This is a genomic window from Odoribacter lunatus (assembly GCF_943193135.1).
Classification (GTDB): Bacteria; Bacteroidota; Bacteroidia; order Bacteroidales; family Marinifilaceae; genus Culturomica; species Culturomica lunata.
The window spans coordinates 139,034-156,508 of record NZ_CALPCZ010000001.1 but is presented as its reverse complement, the minus strand read 5'-3'; the positions used below and the strand labels follow the sequence as shown (position 1 = coordinate 156,508).

14 protein-coding genes are annotated in these 17,475 nt (G+C 48.2%); 5 read left to right on the top strand and 9 right to left on the bottom strand.

What is annotated here, in order from left to right:
- The 3 genes from NFR61_RS00675 to NFR61_RS00665 are packed head-to-tail and all read left to right on the top strand — an operon-like array spanning nt 1 to nt 2,215.
- A complete protein-coding gene (locus tag NFR61_RS00675) occupies nt 1–657 on the top strand; it encodes a phosphatidylserine decarboxylase family protein (RefSeq protein WP_251619818.1) in 657 nt (218 codons plus the stop codon).
- A 39-nt stretch (nt 658–696) separates the two neighbouring features.
- Complete coding sequence (gene panB, locus NFR61_RS00670; protein WP_251619817.1) at nt 697–1,512, top strand: 3-methyl-2-oxobutanoate hydroxymethyltransferase; 816 nt, start codon at nt 697–699, stop codon at nt 1,510–1,512.
- A 10-nt stretch (nt 1,513–1,522) separates the two neighbouring features.
- Nucleotides 1,523–2,215 carry an RluA family pseudouridine synthase gene (locus NFR61_RS00665; protein WP_251619979.1) on the top strand — a complete coding sequence of 231 codons (693 nt, stop codon included), beginning with the start codon at nt 1,523–1,525 and terminating at the stop codon, nt 2,213–2,215.
- Between the two features lie 78 nt (nt 2,216–2,293).
- Here the strand turns inward: NFR61_RS00665 and NFR61_RS00660 are convergent, their stop codons facing one another.
- The 4 genes from NFR61_RS00660 to upp all read right to left on the bottom strand — a co-directional run bounded on the left by NFR61_RS00660 (nt 2,294) and on the right by upp (nt 10,169).
- Nucleotides 2,294–5,200: a M16 family metallopeptidase gene (locus NFR61_RS00660; protein ID WP_251619816.1), complete on the bottom strand. Its 2,907-nt coding sequence runs from the start codon at nt 5,198–5,200 to the stop codon at nt 2,294–2,296.
- Nucleotides 5,201–5,227: 27 nt separating this feature from the next.
- Nucleotides 5,228–6,064, bottom strand: coding sequence for a prolipoprotein diacylglyceryl transferase (gene lgt / locus NFR61_RS00655; protein WP_251619815.1), 837 nt, complete (start codon nt 6,062–6,064; stop codon nt 5,228–5,230).
- A 14-nt stretch (nt 6,065–6,078) separates the two neighbouring features.
- Entirely contained in the window at nt 6,079–9,366 is a 3,288-nt protein-coding gene (gene secA / locus NFR61_RS00650) for a preprotein translocase subunit SecA (protein ID WP_251619814.1), read from the bottom strand.
- Between the two features lie 146 nt (nt 9,367–9,512).
- The gene (upp, locus tag NFR61_RS00645; RefSeq protein ID WP_251619813.1) at nt 9,513–10,169 is read right to left on the bottom strand and encodes a uracil phosphoribosyltransferase; all 657 of its coding nucleotides are present in this window, start codon (nt 10,167–10,169) and stop codon (nt 9,513–9,515) included.
- A gap of 144 nt (nt 10,170–10,313) precedes the next feature.
- On the opposite strand from upp, the gene NFR61_RS00640 reads away from it, so the two are divergent.
- Entirely contained in the window at nt 10,314–11,015 is a 702-nt protein-coding gene (locus tag NFR61_RS00640; protein WP_251619812.1) for a peroxiredoxin, read from the top strand.
- A gap of 47 nt (nt 11,016–11,062) precedes the next feature.
- Here the strand turns inward: NFR61_RS00640 and NFR61_RS00635 are convergent, their stop codons facing one another.
- The 5 genes from NFR61_RS00635 to NFR61_RS00615 form a co-directional block, all read right to left on the bottom strand.
- Entirely contained in the window at nt 11,063–11,611 is a 549-nt protein-coding gene (locus NFR61_RS00635; RefSeq protein WP_251619811.1) for a DJ-1 family glyoxalase III, read from the bottom strand.
- A 277-nt stretch (nt 11,612–11,888) separates the two neighbouring features.
- On the bottom strand, nt 11,889–13,142 hold the full coding sequence (locus NFR61_RS00630; RefSeq protein WP_251619810.1) for an ATP-binding protein: 1,254 nt from the start codon (nt 13,140–13,142) through the stop codon (nt 11,889–11,891).
- 176 nt (nt 13,143–13,318) lie between these two features.
- On the bottom strand, nt 13,319–13,993 hold the full coding sequence (gene trmD / locus NFR61_RS00625; RefSeq protein ID WP_251619809.1) for a tRNA (guanosine(37)-N1)-methyltransferase TrmD: 675 nt from the start codon (nt 13,991–13,993) through the stop codon (nt 13,319–13,321).
- A gap of 10 nt (nt 13,994–14,003) precedes the next feature.
- Nucleotides 14,004–16,121, bottom strand: coding sequence for a S9 family peptidase (locus NFR61_RS00620; protein WP_251619808.1), 2,118 nt, complete (start codon nt 16,119–16,121; stop codon nt 14,004–14,006).
- 16 nt (nt 16,122–16,137) lie between these two features.
- Complete coding sequence (locus NFR61_RS00615; RefSeq protein WP_251619978.1) at nt 16,138–16,665, bottom strand: nitroreductase; 528 nt, start codon at nt 16,663–16,665, stop codon at nt 16,138–16,140.
- A gap of 395 nt (nt 16,666–17,060) precedes the next feature.
- Here NFR61_RS00615 and NFR61_RS00610 point away from each other — a divergent pair, with 395 nt between their 5' ends.
- Nucleotides 17,061–17,474: a hypothetical protein gene (locus NFR61_RS00610; RefSeq protein WP_251619807.1), complete on the top strand. Its 414-nt coding sequence runs from the start codon at nt 17,061–17,063 to the stop codon at nt 17,472–17,474.
- The last annotated feature ends 1 nt before the right edge of the window (nt 17,475 follow it).

The window sequence follows — 17,475 nt, the reverse complement described above, 5'->3', positions numbered from 1 at the left end:
ATGACATTACATAAAGCAGGATATTCCCTGTTAATCAAATTGCTGGCAGCTATTGTCATATTGAATTGCCTCGCATTCTATTTCATATCCGCTCCGGCAACTGTCTATACTATCCTGGCCGCATCCGTCGTCCTGTATCTTTTCGTACTCAACTTTTTCCGGTTTCCCAACCGGCAGATTACCGTGAGCGATAATACGATACTGGCTCCTGCCGACGGGAAAATCGTGGTTATTGAAGAAACGGAAGAAACGGAATATTTCAAGGAGCGCCGGATTCAGGTATCTATTTTCATGAGTATTTTCAACGTACATATCAACTGGTTCCCGGTCAATGGAATTATCCGGTATTTCAAATACCACAAGGGTAAATTCTCGGCGGCTTTTCTGCCGAAATCTTCAACCGAAAACGAACGGACTACCATTGTTGTCGAATGCCCTAACGGTCAGACGATTCTCATGCGCCAAATCGCCGGAGCCATGGCCAGACGCATCGTTTCCTATACCCCCGAAGGCGGTGAAGCCCGACAGGACAAACACGCAGGATTCATCAAATTCGGTTCGCGCGTAGACTTGCTTCTTCCCCTCGGAACGAACATTGAGGTGAAACTGGGGCAAAAAACAAAAGGCTCGCAAACCGTTATCGGAACATTTAGCTAATTTTCCGTATCAACTTTTATACGAATCAAACCTAAAACCATGTCAACACAATCAACAGTTAAAGTGGTTACCACTCACGTTTTGGCTGAAATGAAACGGAGAGGTGAAAAAATCAGTATGCTTACAGCCTACGACTATTCCATGGCCCGCATTGTGGATGCCGCCGGAGTAGATGTCATATTAGTCGGGGATTCCGCCTCCAATGTCATGGCAGGGCACGAAACGACCCTTCCCATTACCCTGGACCAGATGATTTATCACGGAGCCTCCGTTGTCAGAGGAGTAAAACGGGCTCTCGTAGTCGTAGACCTGCCGTTCGGAAGCTATCAGGGTAACAGCAAGGAAGCATTGTCATCCGCTATCCGCATCATGAAAGAAACGGCAGCCGATGCCGTAAAACTCGAAGGAGGAATCGAAGTGCTGGAATCCGTCAAGCGAATCCTTTCCGCAGGAATTCCGGTCATGGGACACCTCGGACTGACACCGCAAAGCATACATAAATTCGGCACCTATACCGTACGAGCCAAAGAAGAAGCAGAGGCCCAGAAACTGATAGAAGACGCCCACATTCTGGAAGAAGCGGGTTGCTTTGCCACAGTTTTGGAAAAAATACCTGCCGCACTGGCAGAAAAAGTATCGAAAGAACTGGTCATTCCCACCATCGGCATCGGTGCGGGAGGAGGCACCGACGGACAGGTGCTGGTCATACACGACATGCTGGGCATCAACCAGGAGTTCTCTCCCCGTTTCCTGCGCCGTTACGCAGATCTGTACTCTACGATGACGGAAGCCGTCGGACACTACATCGACGATGTGAAAAACCGGAATTTCCCGAATGAAAAAGAGCAATACTAATCAGCCGACTATGCTTGAAATACTATACGAAGACAACCACATCATCGCCGTCAATAAAAAGATTTCGGACATTGTCCAACAGGATAAAACAGGAGATCCTTCGCTTGAAGAAGAGGTAAAGGCCTATATTAAAAAGAAATACAACAAACCGGGCGATGTGTTTCTGGGCGTTCCCCACCGCATCGACCGTCCTGTAAGCGGTGTGGTACTGTTCGCCCGCACCAGCAAGGCGCTGACGCGGCTCAACAAGATGTTTCAGGAACATGACGAGGAAATACAAAAAACATACTGGGCGATTGTAGGCACTCTTCCCCCGGAAGACAACGGACGTCTGGAACACTTTATGCTGCGGGACGGCGAGAAAAACAAGTCATACGCCTACGACAAAGAAAAGAAAGGCAGCAAAAAGGCTATACTCGAATACAAATTAATCGGCCACTCCCAGCGCTATTACCTGCTGGAAATAAAACTGCTGACCGGACGTCACCATCAGATCCGCTGTCAGCTGGCCAAAATAGGCTGCCCTATCAAAGGCGACCTGAAATACGGGTTCGCCCGCTCCAACGAAGGAGGCGGCATCAGTCTGCATGCGCGGGAAATCGCATTCCGGCATCCCGTCAGCCAAGAGATGATAACCATAACAGCCACTCCTCCCCTCCACGACACACTCTGGAAAGAATTCTACAACAACCTGAAAGAATAAGCATCAGTCCAAATACAAAGAGCGGATCCTGCCGGACCCGCTCTTTTTTATTGCAACTGCCGAAACAGTCGCCCGCTTTTAATAACCGAATATTTCTTCTCTCGTTAGACGTGTCACAGGACCGTACTGTTTCAGGCTCTTCATATCCAGCTCCTTCTCATCCCCCAGAATACAATAAGTGTAAGTACGTCCCTTAATCCATTTTTCCTGGAATTTCTTGACATCATCCAGCGTCATGTTCTGAACCTGGTTGAACAACTCGCGTCTGCTGTCTTCCGTCAATCCCAAATCCTGCGCATTCAAATAATTCCACAATACGGAAGACTTGGTGATACGCTGTGTCCGCAAACGGGTCAGCAAAGACTCTTTGGCCAAACGGAAAGCATTCTCCGATTCAGGCATATTGTTGATGATTTCATCGAAAGCCTTCATGGCATCCGGCATCTTGTCATTCTGACAGGCAATGAACGTGCTGAAAATATAAGGTCTGTCCAGTTTATCCGGTTCGTTCAGTCCTGCACCGGCAGAATAAGCCAGTCCTCTGGCCTCACGCATTTCCTGAAATACGATGGCATTCATGCCTCCCCCGAAATACTCATTATACATACTCACGACAGGCGACAAAGCCGCATCGAATTTCTCTCCCCGGTTGGAAACCGAAGACATATACACCTGTTTCGCATCGTAAGGAGCAATCAACACCCTGTTGATCGGTGTCTGCTGATAAACAAACTCCTTATTGTCAGGAACCGACGTTAGCTTTTCGGGAACGCAGTGCTTTTCATTGATTTCAGCCACCACGTTTTCAAGACTCAGAGGTCCGTAATACAAAACGGTATGTTCATACTCGTTCAGACGTTTCAGACGGGCGATCAAATCTTCCGGTTTCAGTGCTTTCAGCTCTTTGGCGGACAGAATATTGCGGGCAGGTGATTTCGGTCCGTAATAAGCATATTGTAGCAATTTGCTGAAATTGGAAGACTGGTTCAGTTTCGCATTGGCACGCGACTTCTGAATATCCGCTTTCATATTCTCCAGCACCACCGGATTCGGCTGGGCATCGGCAAGCAAAGCCTCGAACAGCTCCATCGCTTTGCCCATATTCTCGCTCAACCCCGACAATCCGACATAAACTCTCTCGCTGCCCGGAGAAACGAAATAATCGCAAGCCAGATTATAGAACTCCTGCTTGATCTGCTCCGGAGTCATTTTGCTCGTTCCCAGATAATCCAGATACTGCACGGCCGTACCCAGCGCCTTGTCCTCATTGGTGCCCATATCGAACACATACATCATGGTAAACAGATCGTTCGTCGTATTCTGCTTGTAAAGCACCGGAATATCCGACTTCGCCACCGCTTTGTCCATATCCCTGGAATAATCCAGGAACACCGGTTCTATCGGCTTTACCTTGGAAGCCTGAATCTCGCGCAAGAACGCACTGGCCGTATCCCGGTTCATAAATATCGGAGTAATGGCGGGCTTGGATATTTTCTTTTCATTCGGATCCTTTCCTTCGCGCTTGTACACCAAAGCATAGTTATCCTTGAAATTGGCCTTTGCAAAATCCACAATCTGCTGCTTGGTAATCTTGCTCATCTTCTCCAGAGAAGCCACCTGGTCTTTCCACTCTACCCCATTGATAAACGCATCGACGAAAAGATCTGCCCGTGCGCTGTTGCTTTCCAACTGAGACTGCAAATAACGCTTGTAGTTATTAACGGTAGCCTGAATCAGACTCTCGTCAAATTCTCCGTTTTTCAGTTTCCCGATTTCCGCCAGTAAAATGTCTTTCGCTTCCTCCAAGCTCTGCCCCTGTTTCGGACGGGCACCCATCACAAACATACCGTAATCGGCCATAGTCGAAGGATAAGCATATGCGGACAATACTTTCTGCTGCTGGTTCACATCCAGATCGATCAGACCGGCCTTGCCGTTATACAACACCTGTCCCACCAGTTCGAGCAACTCAGCCTCGGGAGAAGCAGCACCCGGAAAACGCCACGCCAAAGATACATTGGCAGCCTCCAGACCGAGCACCTCTTTCACGATAGGCTGCTCCAGCGGAGGTTCCGGTTTGAAATTCAGCTTCGGCAAATTCTCATTCGGTTTCATGCCCCCGAAATAGCGGTCAATCGTAGCTATCACCTCGTCCGGATTAAAGTCTCCCGACATACAGATAGCCATATTATTGGGCACATACCACTCTTTGTAGTAATTCTTGATATTGGTAATCGAAGGATTTTTCAGATGCTCCTGCGTTCCCAGCACCGTCTGGGTTCCATACGGATGATTCGGGAAAAGGGAGGTCATAATCTGCTCATATACTTTGCGGTTATCCCTCGTCAAAGACATATTCTTTTCTTCGTATACCGTCTCCAGTTCGGTATGAAAACCGCGGATTACGTTATGCTGGAAGCGATCCGCCTGTATTTTGGCCCAGTTCTCCACCTCGTTGGAGGGAATATCCTCCACATACACCGTCATATCGTAACCGGTATAGGCATTCGTACCGTTCGCCCCGATGGCGGCCATCAATTTGTCATATTCGTTCGGAATAGCCAGCTTGGAAGCCTCGTAAGAAACACTGTCGATTTTCTTATACAAAGCAAGGCGTTCTGTTTCATCCGTCGTTTTGCGGTAAACTTCGAACAGCGCCTCTATCTGATCCAGTAAAGGCTTTTCCTGCTCATAATTCTGGGTACCGAAATCCTCCGTTCCCTTAAACATCAGATGCTCGAAATAATGAGCCAACCCCGTCGTCTCCGCCGGGTCGTTCTTTCCTCCCACCCGCACGGCTATATAAGTCTGGATCCGGGGTTTCTCGGGATTCACCGTCAAATAAACCTTCAAACCGTTATCCAACGTATAGATGCGTGCATTCAAAGGATCGTTGGGCACCGTCTCGTATTTGTAACCTGTGCCGCATGCAGCCCCTAATGCCAGCAAAAGGGGAAGCATCAAAAATTTAAACATCTTTTTCATCGTCGCTAATATTAATAGAAAAATATCTTATTTTCTCCGTCTGCCGCTGTACCACAGCATAAAGCATCCCACCGCCACGAAAGGCAGGCTCAGCCACTGCCCCATGTTCAACGTCATCGTTTCCTCAAACTCCACCTGATTCTCTTTCACAAATTCGATCAGAAAACGGGCGGTAAAAATCAGTATCAGAAACATGCCGAAAATGAATCCCTGCCTGTTTTTCACGTTTGTCCGCCAGTAGAGGTACATCAGCACGCCGAAACTTATCAGGTAACAAAAAGCCTCATACAACTGCGCCGGATGTCGAGGAGCCAAAGGATCCTCGATACCGTAGGCATTCACAAAACGGAAGCCCCACGGACAGGTCGTCACCTCCCCCACAATCTCCGAATTCATCAGATTGCCCAGACGTATAAACACACCCGCCAGCGCAATCGGAATCACCGCCCGATCCAATATCCAGAAAATAGATTTTTTGCTGACCTTTTTAGAATAATACCACAACCCCGTAATGATACCGATTGCGGATCCGTGACTCGCCAGCCCCTGAAAACCCGTAAATCTAAATTCCGGAGCAAAGCGGAAAGGCAGAATCATTTCCAGCGGATGCTGGCTGAAATAAGCCCAGTCATAAAAAATACAGTGTCCCAGACGGGCACCGACAACAGTCGCCACCGCCACGTATATCCACAGCTTTTCCAGCCATTCCATGCTCAGCCCTTCGGCCTTGAATATTCTTTCCTCTATCTTGTATCCGAAGATAAACGCCAGCACAAACAGCAGTCCGTAATACCGCAGGGAAAATCCGCCCAGATTAAAAATCTCCGGCTTGACATCCCAGTTAATAAAAAACGATAAAAACATAAGATACACCCCGATTATTCATTCTTGCCGTGGCAATTTTTGTATTTCAGTCCGCTGCCGCAGGGACAGGGATCATTTCTTCCCACTTTGGGTCCCACATGCACCGGTTCGTGCTTCGGCGGCTGCCGGTTGCCCATGGGTGCAGACGCTTCCGTACGTCCCGTCTTCATCTTACTCAAATCGGTACGTCTCTCCTCCGCCTCCTTCACCCGTTCGGGTTCCTGCATCGGAATCTGTCCTTTCATCAGCGCGGAAACCGTTCCCCTGTTGATTTTCTCCACCATCGTCTTAAACAGGTTGTACGACTCGAACTTATAAATCAACAACGGGTCTTTCTGTTCGTAAGCCGCATTCTGCACGGACTGTTTCAGATCATCCATTTCGCGCAGCTGTTCTTTCCACGCATCATCGATCTGGGCCAGGATAATCGCTTTCTCGTACGAACGCATCAAGTCCTCTCCCTGTGTACGGTACGCCTTCTCAAGATTCGTCACCACACTGTACATTTTCTGTCCGTCGGTAAAAGGCACCACGATATTCTTAAACACATCCCCCCGGTTCTCAAACACATTCTTGATCACCGGATACGCCTGCTGCGCTATATGTTCCACTTTACGGGTATATACCTCCCGGACAGCGGCATACAGTTTCTCCGTCAGCTCCTCCGGTTTCAGCTGCTGGAACTCTTCCGGACTTATTTCAAAGTCGATAGACAGCAAACGCAGCACTTCCAGTTTGAAGCCCTCCCTGTCGTTGTCCGGCTGGTATTCGCTCACCACCGACTCGCAAACATCGTACATATTGTTTGCAACCGCCACACCGATACGCTCGCCAAGCAAGGCATTGCGTCTCTGCCTGTAAATAATCGTACGCTGTGAGTTCATCACGTCGTCGTATTCCAGCAAACGCTTACGGATACCGAAGTTGTTCTCTTCCACCTTCTTCTGGGCGCGCTCGATAGAGCGGGTAATCATGGAGTGCTGTATCACGTCTCCCTCCTTGTGTCCCAAACGGTCCATCACCCGGATGATTCGCTCGGAACTGAACAGACGCATCAAATCGTCCTCCAGCGACACGAAGAACTGGGAAGAACCCGGGTCTCCCTGACGTCCGGCACGTCCGCGCAGCTGGCGGTCCACCCGTCGCGAATCATGGCGTTCCGTACCGATAATGGCCAGACCTCCGGCAGCCCGCACTTCGGGACTCAGTTTAATATCCGTACCACGGCCCGCCATGTTGGTGGCAATGGTCACCGTCCTCGACTTACCGGCCTCGGCCACGATGTCAGCTTCTTTATGATGTAATTTGGCATTCAATACATTGTGGGGGATGTTCCGCAGTTTCAGCATACGGCTAAGCAACTCGGACACCTCGACGGAAGTCGTACCCACCAGTACCGGCCGTCCAGCCTCCACCAGACGGACAATCTCGTCGATGACGGCATTGTATTTCTCACGTTTCGTCTTATAGACCAAATCATTGGCATCCTTGCGGATCACCGGTTTGTTGGTCGGTATCACCACCACATCCAACTTATAAATATCCCAGAGCTCGCCGGCTTCCGTCTCGGCGGTACCGGTCATACCCGCCAACTTGTGGTACATACGAAAATAATTCTGCAGCGTAATGGTGGCAAACGTCTGGGTGGCGGCTTCCACCTTCACACCTTCTTTCGCCTCTATCGCCTGGTGCAGACCGTCCGAATAGCGGCGTCCCTCCATAATACGTCCCGTCTGCTCGTCCACGATTTTCACCTTGTTGTCTATCACCACATATTCCACATCCTTCTCAAACAGCGTGTACGCTTTCAGCAGCTGATTGACCGTATGCACCCGCTCCGATTTCACGGCATAATTCTGAATCATCTCGTCCTTCTGCCGCAACTTCTCTTTCTCATCCTTCACCGTCTTCTCAATTTCCGCCACTTCCTCTCCGATATTGGGCAGGATGAAGAATTTCGGATCTTCCCCGGCAGCCGTGATGGTATCGTGCCCCTTGTCCGTCAGATCAATCGAATTCTGCTTCTCGTCGATGACAAAATACAGCGGGTCGGTAATCTCCGGCATACGGCGGTTATTCTCCTGCATATATTCATTCTCCGTCTTGATCAGAATCGCTTTGTTGCCCTGTTCGCTCAAAAACTTAATCAACGGCTTGTATTTCGGCAATCCCTTGTGGGCACGCAGCAGCAAAATACTTCCCTCTTTTCTCTTCTTCGGGTCATCGCTTTCCAGCAAAACCTTGGCATCGTTGAATATCTTCGCCACCAGCTCCCGCTGCATCCGCACCAGCCTGTCCACACGGGGTTTGTATTCGTCGAACATCTGGTCATCCCCCTTGGGGACCGGACCGGAAATAATCAACGGCGTACGGGCATCGTCAATCAACACGGAATCGACCTCATCGACAATGGCGTAATTATGTTTCCGCTGTACCAAATCCTCCGGATTGATCGCCATATTATCGCGCAGGTAATCGAAACCGAATTCGTTGTTGGTTCCGAAAGTAATGTCCGCCATATAGGCCTTGCGTCTGTCGGGAGAATTGGGCTGATGCTTGTCGATGCAATCCACCGACAGCCCGTGGAACATATACAACGGGCCCATCCATTCCGAGTCGCGCTTGGCCAGGTAATCGTTCACCGTCACCATGTGAACGCCGCGTCCCGTCAGAGCATTCAGGAATACCGGCAAAGTCGCCACCAGCGTTTTTCCTTCACCGGTCGCCATTTCGGCGATCTTTCCCTGATGAAGCACGGCACCGCCGATCAACTGCACGTCGTAATGCACCATGTCCCAAGTCACTTCATTTCCTCCGGCAATCCACGAATTGAACCAGATTGCCTTGTCTCCTTCTATCTCGACAAAATCATGATTCACCGCCAGGTCCCGGTCGAACTGCGTCGCCGTCACCTCAATCTCTTCATTTTCCTTGAAGCGGCGCGCCGTATCCTTCATCACGGCAAACGCCACCGGCAACAGCTCCGTGAGAATTTCCTCAACCTTTTTGTCAATCTCCTCTTCCAGCTTGTCGACACGGTTATAAATTTCCTCTCTTTCCTCAATAGAGGGTTTCTCTTCCTCCACTCGCTTTTTCAATGCCGCAATTTCCTCTTCCTCCCCGCGGATGTGAGCTCTGATTTTTGCTTTCAGTCCATTCGCAACCTCTCGCAGTTCATCGTGACTCAAGCCTTTTATCTTTTCCCATTCGGCATTTACCTGTCCGACAATGGGAAGCAATTCTTTCATATCCCGATCGGATTTGTTTCCGAACAGTTTCTTCAAAACATCATTAAAACCCATATAATCAAATTATAAATTATAACATACCGTATGCCGCTGTATAAACGGCTTCTCATTTCCATAGTTTACAAAGGTACGCTAAAAAGTAAAAACAAAAAAACGAATCCCCAAAAACTTTCCCCCACGGGGAAAGAGCTTTTCCATCGTTATATCTTGTCACCGAAAGCCAGGTCGCCAGCATCCCCCAATCCCGGGTCTATGTAGGACTTTTCCGTCAGTCCCTCGTCCAGGGCACCCAGCCAGAGTGTCACATTTTCCCCGCCCAAAGCCTCCTGCAAATAATTCAGCCCCTGCGGACTGGCTATCACACAGGCAATATGCGTATGTGCCGGACGACCGCCCTGTTGCAATAATTCGTCATAGGCAATTTTCAAAGAAGCCCCCGTAGCGAGCATAGGATCCACGAGCAGCAGCTGTTTCCCGTCCAGACGGGGCGTATACACCGAATCATAACGTATCCTGAAACCGTGCGTTTCATCATACACCCGACGGGCGGAAATAAAGGCATTGCCCGCCTCGTCGAAATAATTCAGAAACCCCTGGTGAAAAGGCAACCCCGCACGCAGAACGGACGCCACCACCACTTCCTGCTCCGGCAGCATCACGGTTGCCGGATTGATGGGCGTTTGTACCGTCACAGGATGGTATTGAAACGTCTTGCTGACTTCATAAGCCATAACTTCCCCCACCCGCTCCAGATTCCGTCTGAAACGCAGGCGGTCGGTGTGTTTCTCCACATCCCTGAGCTCGGCCAGGAACCGATTACACAAGGAGTTTTCTTCGTTAATAATATGCACTTTCATGTTTCGTTAATTTTCGGATGAAAACGGATGGCAACAAAATTAGTGAATCCTGCGGATTATTGAAAGAGTTATCCTCTTTTCTCCAACAAAACCATAGCTACCCTCGTACATCCTGTATATTCAATCATTTAATATTTTACACAAATGGAAAAAGAAGTAAACAACATGCTCCGCATCGGAGACGAAGCCCCTGCTTTCAAAGCAGTCACCACAACAGGAGAAATCAATTTTCCGGAAGACTTCGAAGGGAAATGGGTCGTGCTTTTCAGCCACCCGTCCGATTTCACATCGGTCTGTACTTCCGAATTACTGACATTCGGGCATCTGACATGCGAATTCGAGTCGCTGAACTGCCAGCTAATCGGATTGTCCATCGACAGTATCCCCAGCCACATGGCCTGGCTGCACACCATGGAAAAGATGAACTACAAGGGAATGAGCGACACCAAGTTTCATTTCCCGCTCATCGCGGACCTTTCCATGAAAATCGCCCAAACATACGGTATGCTGCATCCGGGAGAAAGCACCACACAGGCAGTGCGCACCGTCTTTTTCATCGACCCACACAACATCATCCGGGCCATCATTTACTACCCGATGGCACTGGGCCGCAATTTCGACGAAATCAAAAGAGTGCTTATCGGCTTGCAGACCATCGACAAGTTCGGAGTAGCACTCCCGGCAGACTGGCATCCCGGCGATGATGTAATCGTCCCCGCTCCCAAGTCCATGGAAGAAATGGACAAGAAGAAAAAAGACCCGGAAGAGGCCGTCACCTGCTACGAATGGTTCCTCTGCACCAAACCTCTTTCACAGGAGAAAATCGCAAAAGCACTGAAAAAATAAAAAAATCCCCGGCACAACGCCGGGGATCATTTATTCCGTTTGTCCGCTTACAGCAACATGCCAGCCGCAACCTCCTCCGCTCTCTCCTTGCCATACAAATGCTCCACAATAGCCAGACCGAATTCAAAGCTATAACCGGGTCCACGGCCGGTAATCACATTCCCGTCAATGACCACTCCCTCTGCAAGCACGGCAATTCCCGGCAGATATTTCTCAAAGCCCGGATAACAGGTCATCCGGATATCTTTCTTCAATGGCAGTTTTCCGAAGACCAATGCCGGAGCGGCACATATCGCCGCCACTTTCCCCTGCCGTGCAAAATGCTTCTGCAAATAGTCCGTCAATTCCTGGCTGTCGGACAGATTCTGCGCACCCGGCATTCCTCCGGGGAAAATAAGAAATTCCCCCTCTTCCCCCAGCATATCCTGCAGCAGGACATCCGCCTTCACCACAAGACCGTGGGCGCCTTTCACCTCCTGTTTCCCCATAACGGAAACGGTCCGCACCTCCACGCCTCCGCGTCTCAATACATCCAACGTGCCGACGGCTTCCGTTTCCTCGAAACCATCCGCCAGAAAAAGAAAAGATTTTTTCATAACCGTATTGTTTAAAGTTTTAAATGATACAATCTCCTAACAAAGATAAATAATTTACTTCTATCTAACTACAATTTTCGTTATATTAAGTATTTATTCTGTTACCACCTCTAAAGCAACACCCTCTTGCCGGTACGGTCTATGTAAAAAGCCTCGCCCTCGTATTTTAATCGTAGATGACGATTTCCCCGTCAAGAGTGATGACTCCGTATTTCCCAGGGCGTGTAAACTAAAGTGTGTCAAGTTTACACTCCCCTTTCTCCCCCAAAATTTATCACTATAGCTCAAGCGAGTTTTCTTTTAATAAAAAGTCATATACACTCATTGTTGTTAGTCCGCTGTTATCTCGCTCCACTAAAATAGGATTTCCAACAATAATTATCTTCTTAAATGAATCATCAACGTTTCGTAAGGAATTTTGCTCCTGAACCATCTTCTCATCCGAATCAAGCCGGTAAGCTGACTGTATGTAGTAACGTTGATTACCTTTGTTGGCAACAAAATCAACCTCATAGCTGGCGCGCTTCTGATTACCGTCCTTATCACGGATAACAACAGGCACGATTCCGACATCAACATTAAATCCTCGCACCCGAAGTTCATTGTAGATAATATTCTCCATCATGTGTGTTTTTTCAAGCTGCCGAAAGTTCAGTCTTGCATTGCGTAGCCCAAGATCAACAAAGTAATATTTGTAAGGAGTGTCTATATACTTCTTCCCCTTGATATCATATCGTTGGGATTTTTCAACGAGAAATGAATCACAGATATAGTCAAGATATGCCTTGATTGTTTTATCAGAAAGCTTTACTTTCTTTTCACTTTGGAATGTGTTAGCGAGCTTTGTTGGATTAATCAGGCCGCCAATACTTGATGAAATAATATCGAGGAGTATTTCCAATTCTTCATCATGCTTAACACAGTAACGCTCCTTTATATCAGTGATATATGTTTCAGCAAACAATGCTTTCAAATATTCGATTTTACGTTCCTCGGACTTATACTCCAATACCTGCGGCAACCCACCGTAAGTCATAAATTCCTCAAATGCCAATTCTACAGTTTTATCTGTCGTAGAGATAAATTCCCTGAAATTTAAAGGAAATACCTTTATTTCCTCTCCACGTCCACGAAATGTAGTAATAACATCTTTCGACAAGAAGCGGGCATTACTTCCAGTAACATATACATCCGCATTCTCAACCTTCAGATAACTATTGAGGACATCTTCAAATTCATCAACCAACTGAATCTCGTCTATAAGTATGTAGTACATATCCTTATCCACCATTTTGGAATCTATATATTCCAAAAGAGTATCAGGGTTACGGAGTGACTTGTTTCTACGGTTTTCCAAATCTATTTTAATAATATGGCCAATCGAAACACCTGTCATTTCCAACCAATCAGCAAATAGATTGAACAGGAGATAAGACTTACCGCTGCGACGTACACCGGTAATTATCTTAATCATGCCGTTATGACGGCTCTCTATCACCTTATCAAGATATATCTTTCTCTCTATTTTCATTTGAATTCCGAATTTGTGTCATTTGTGACACTTTCTCGGAGTTCAAAATTACCGTTATTTTTTGATCCAACCAAAATTTTCATTTGGATTCCACAGGAAATTGCTCAGAATACCATTTCGTAAGCAAAAGAAAAGGATTGCTAAAGCAATAAAGATACATTAGAATTTCCCTCTCCCTATTCCAGCAAGTCCGGGCGCAGCAGACGAGTACGCTCGTACGCCTGTTTTTCCTGCCATTCACTGATTTTAGCATGATTGCCGGAAAGCAGGATGTCGGGAACCCGCCAGCCGTTGAATTCCGCCGGACGGGTATAGACTGGAGCCGCCAGCAGGTTGTCTTGGAAGGAGTCGCTCAACGCCGAACTCTCGTCACTCATTGCTCCGGGTATCAGCCGGACGATGGCATCCGTCATGATGCACGCCGGCAACTCGCCTCCCGTCAATACGAAATCACCCACGGAAATCTCACGGGTAACGAGATGCTCCCGGATGCGCTGATCGATGCCTTTGTAATGACCGCAAAGAATCATGATGTTCTCTTTCAGCGACAGCTCATTCGCCGTTTTCTGATTGAATACCGGAGCATCGGGCGAAGTGTAGATTATCTCGTCGTATTTCCGCTGGGACGTCAGTTCATTGATGCAGTCGAACACCGGCTGGATCATCATCACCATCCCGGCTTCCCCGCCGAAAGGATAATCGTCCACTTTCCGGAACTTGTCTTTCGACCAGGCGCGGATATTGTGGATGTGAATCTCCACCACTCCCTTATCCCGCGCCCGTTTCACAATGGAATGATTCAACGGACTTTCCAGCAACTCGGGAACGACACTCAATATGTCTATACGCATCGGTTTTCCTTTATTTCAGATAATCTTCAAAGTAGTCCGTCACTTTCTGCATCAAATGGATACGGTCGCGCCCGAATACATTGTGCTCGGCGCACGGATAGGGGAAATAGTCCACCTGTACCTGATTTTTGATACACTCACGAATGAAACTCAGACTGTGTTCCCACACCACAGTATTGTCAATCGCCCCCTGACAAATCAGCAGTTTTCCCTTCAGGTCTTTCGCCTTATTTATCAAACTCACTTTGTCATATCCTTCGGGATTACTTTGGGGAGTTTCCATATAGCGTTCGCCGTACATGACTTCATACCACTTCCAGTCGATTACCGGCCCTCCCGCTACGGCAACCTTGAATACGTCCGGATAGTTGGTAATCAACGATATGGTCATAAAACCGCCGTAACTCCAACCGTGCACTCCAATCCTGTCGGCATCGACCCACGGCTGCGATTTCAGGAATTCGATACCTTTCATCTGGTCGGCCATCTCCGCCTGTCCGCAATAGCGGTGAATCGCTTTTTCATATTCCGCCCCCCGGTTGGACGTACCCCGGTTGTCCATGACAAACACGACATACCCATGCTGTGCCATATACATTTCCCAGCGGCGCAATTCCGCCTGCCAGGTATTTTTCACCATCTGCGAATGCGGCCCGCCGTACACATAAAGAATCACGGGATATTTTTTCGCAGGGTCTAAATTCATCGGTTTGATAAGACGGTAGTAGTTATCGTACTTCCCGTCGGCGCTTTTCAGGCTTCCCAACGTAATCTCGCCATAGTTGTAGTCTTCCGTCGGATTTTTAGCCCGCAGCAACTCACGCACAGCCTTGCCGTTCGTCTGTCGCAGTTCGATGACACGCGGCACATTCAGGCTGCTGTAACTGTCCACAAAATATTTTCCATCCTTGCTCAACACCACCCCGTGCCAACCTTCCGCATCGGTCAGACGGGTTTTCTTACCTGTCTTCACTTCCACCCGGAACAAATGGTTGTCCACCGGAGACACTTCGGCAGAGGTATAATAAACATAGCGGTCGTCCTGTCCGGCATAGGCCACATCGGCATCCACATCCGTGAGACGCCGCACGCTTTTCCCTTCCGTATCGCAGAGATAAAGATTCCGGTAACCGTCCCGGTTATCCGTACGGTAAAGGAAATGAGACGGATCGTTTTTAAGAAATACCAACGGATCGCTCGGCTCCACCCACCGATCGTTTTTCTCTTCCAGCAACGTTTTGACAAATTCGCCGGTGCGGGCACTGTATTTGTTCAGATGCACCTGTTTCTGCGCCCGGTCCACCACCTGCACATAAATCATCTCCGAAGCAGGGTCCCACGTGACATTGGTCAGATACTGCTCCCGGCCGAAGTCCGTCACATCCAAAAATACCGTCCGCTGGGACGCCAAATCATATACTCCCACACTGACCTGTTCGGACGGCATGCCCGTCATGGGGTATTTGATCTCTTTCAGCGAACCGGTACGGGTAGTAATATCCAACAAAGGGAACGTGCTTACCCGACTCTCATCCTTACGGTAAAACGCCAGTTTTTTCCCGTCGGGCGACCAGAAAATCCCATTGTGAATACCCATTTCATTCCGACTGACCGCCTGACCGTTCACGATATTGTCGTCCTTGTCCGCGGTAACGGCATATTCATTGCCGCGTTCATCCGAATAGTAAAGATTGTTTCCGCGTGTAAAGGCATAGGCATCCTTACCGTTGTAGGTCAGGTCCGCCACTTTTTCCGGCACGGGCATCTCCCGCGACACCCGTTTCCCCTCCACATCGATTTCCGTCCGTCTGCCTTTACGGAAGATTACCAGCGTTTTTCCATCCTGCCAGCTGTACTGCGGCCAGCCTTTCAGCTTGCTTCCCAACACACCGTTCAATTCATCCAGCGTCATCAGCACGGTCTTCTCTCCTCCATCGGGCGTTTCTGCCACGAGATTCTTGTCTTCAATGTACGTAAGCCTATTCCGGTCTCCCTGCCACTGGATATAACGCGATTGAGGACGCAATTCATAGCCCAATACGGCTTCTTCCATACTCAACATCTTATGCTGAGCGTTCACCCCCCATGACATCACCACTCCTATAAAAAGAATCAATACATGTTTCATAACACTCTCCAATTATTTAATCCACATGCACTATATAATCCGCCTTACGCGGCTTCGGTTTCGGTGCTTCCTGTGCACTATAACCAAGAATACAATTCCCGATACCTTCATAATCCCCCTCAATCCCCCACTCCTTTAACAACTCCTTACCTTCCGGAGAATCAAAAACCTCCTTTGCACGATGAATCCAACAACTACCCAACCCCACAGCATGTGCCGCATTCAAAAGATTCCCCATTACCAAAGAACCATCATACAAATACGTCGGGCATTGCCTGTCAGCCAACACAACCAAGACTACCGGCGCACCATAAAACGGGTCGGCATCCCGTCCCATCACGCCGGCATTCAATTTAGCCAAACGGTCGCGCACCTCCTTATTCGTCACGGCCACGATAACAGGAGACTGACGTCCCATTCCGGTAGGAGCATACGTGCCTGCCTCCAATACCTTTTCAAGCAAACTCTTCTCCGGAACCCTATCCTCATAAGAGCGGATTGCCCGCCGTGTTTTCAACATTTCCAACGTTACACTTTCTTTCATATCATCCCCTGTCTTTGTGTTTGAACAAGCCATCATACATGCCGCCAACACCAATAAAATACTGCACCTTGTTTTCATACTCTATTACATTATAAATTTCACTTTGCCCACAAATATACATCCTTCTCCGTTGCCTTGCAAATAAGATGAAACTATATCATCATTCCCCTCTGCGAATCAAAAATTTATCATATATTTGCAATGCTATATACTTTAATTAAGGGAAGCAGTAGACCTGCTTCATTCGTGGCAGGTATTTTTATGCCTGCCTTTCACCGATAGGCGGTTCTGTACCCCCGTGGGGAGCATTAATGTGCCCCCAGCTTCCCTTGAAGTATATAGCAGCGGGTCAGGCGGAACCGTTTTTATTTCCCGCCTGTAAAAACTATATTATTATGAATGAAAAAGAAAACAAAGTCCTCCTGGGGGACTCCGGTCTCGAAATGTTTTTTCAAGAACAGGCAGAACGACTTTTGCAAACCAATCCCAAAAAAGAAACCACTCCCCCGGCGGAATACCTATTAAGCCTATTACAAAACATGAAAAAATTACTCACAACATTAGAACGTCCCTGGGATCAATACATCCCAATCATTCATTGTGGTACACTACTCTATACACAACGGATTGAAGGAGCTAGTGCCAAGATGAAAGTAGCCCAGCTCTCAACAGAATTAATTACAACACTCTCCTACCTTGACCACGCAGGACGATTAATTGACAACATGGCCAAATACTATCACCAACAAATACATGAACTATCAAAATTTATGGAGAAAGAAGCAGCACAAGAAAAAGAAAAATCATAAT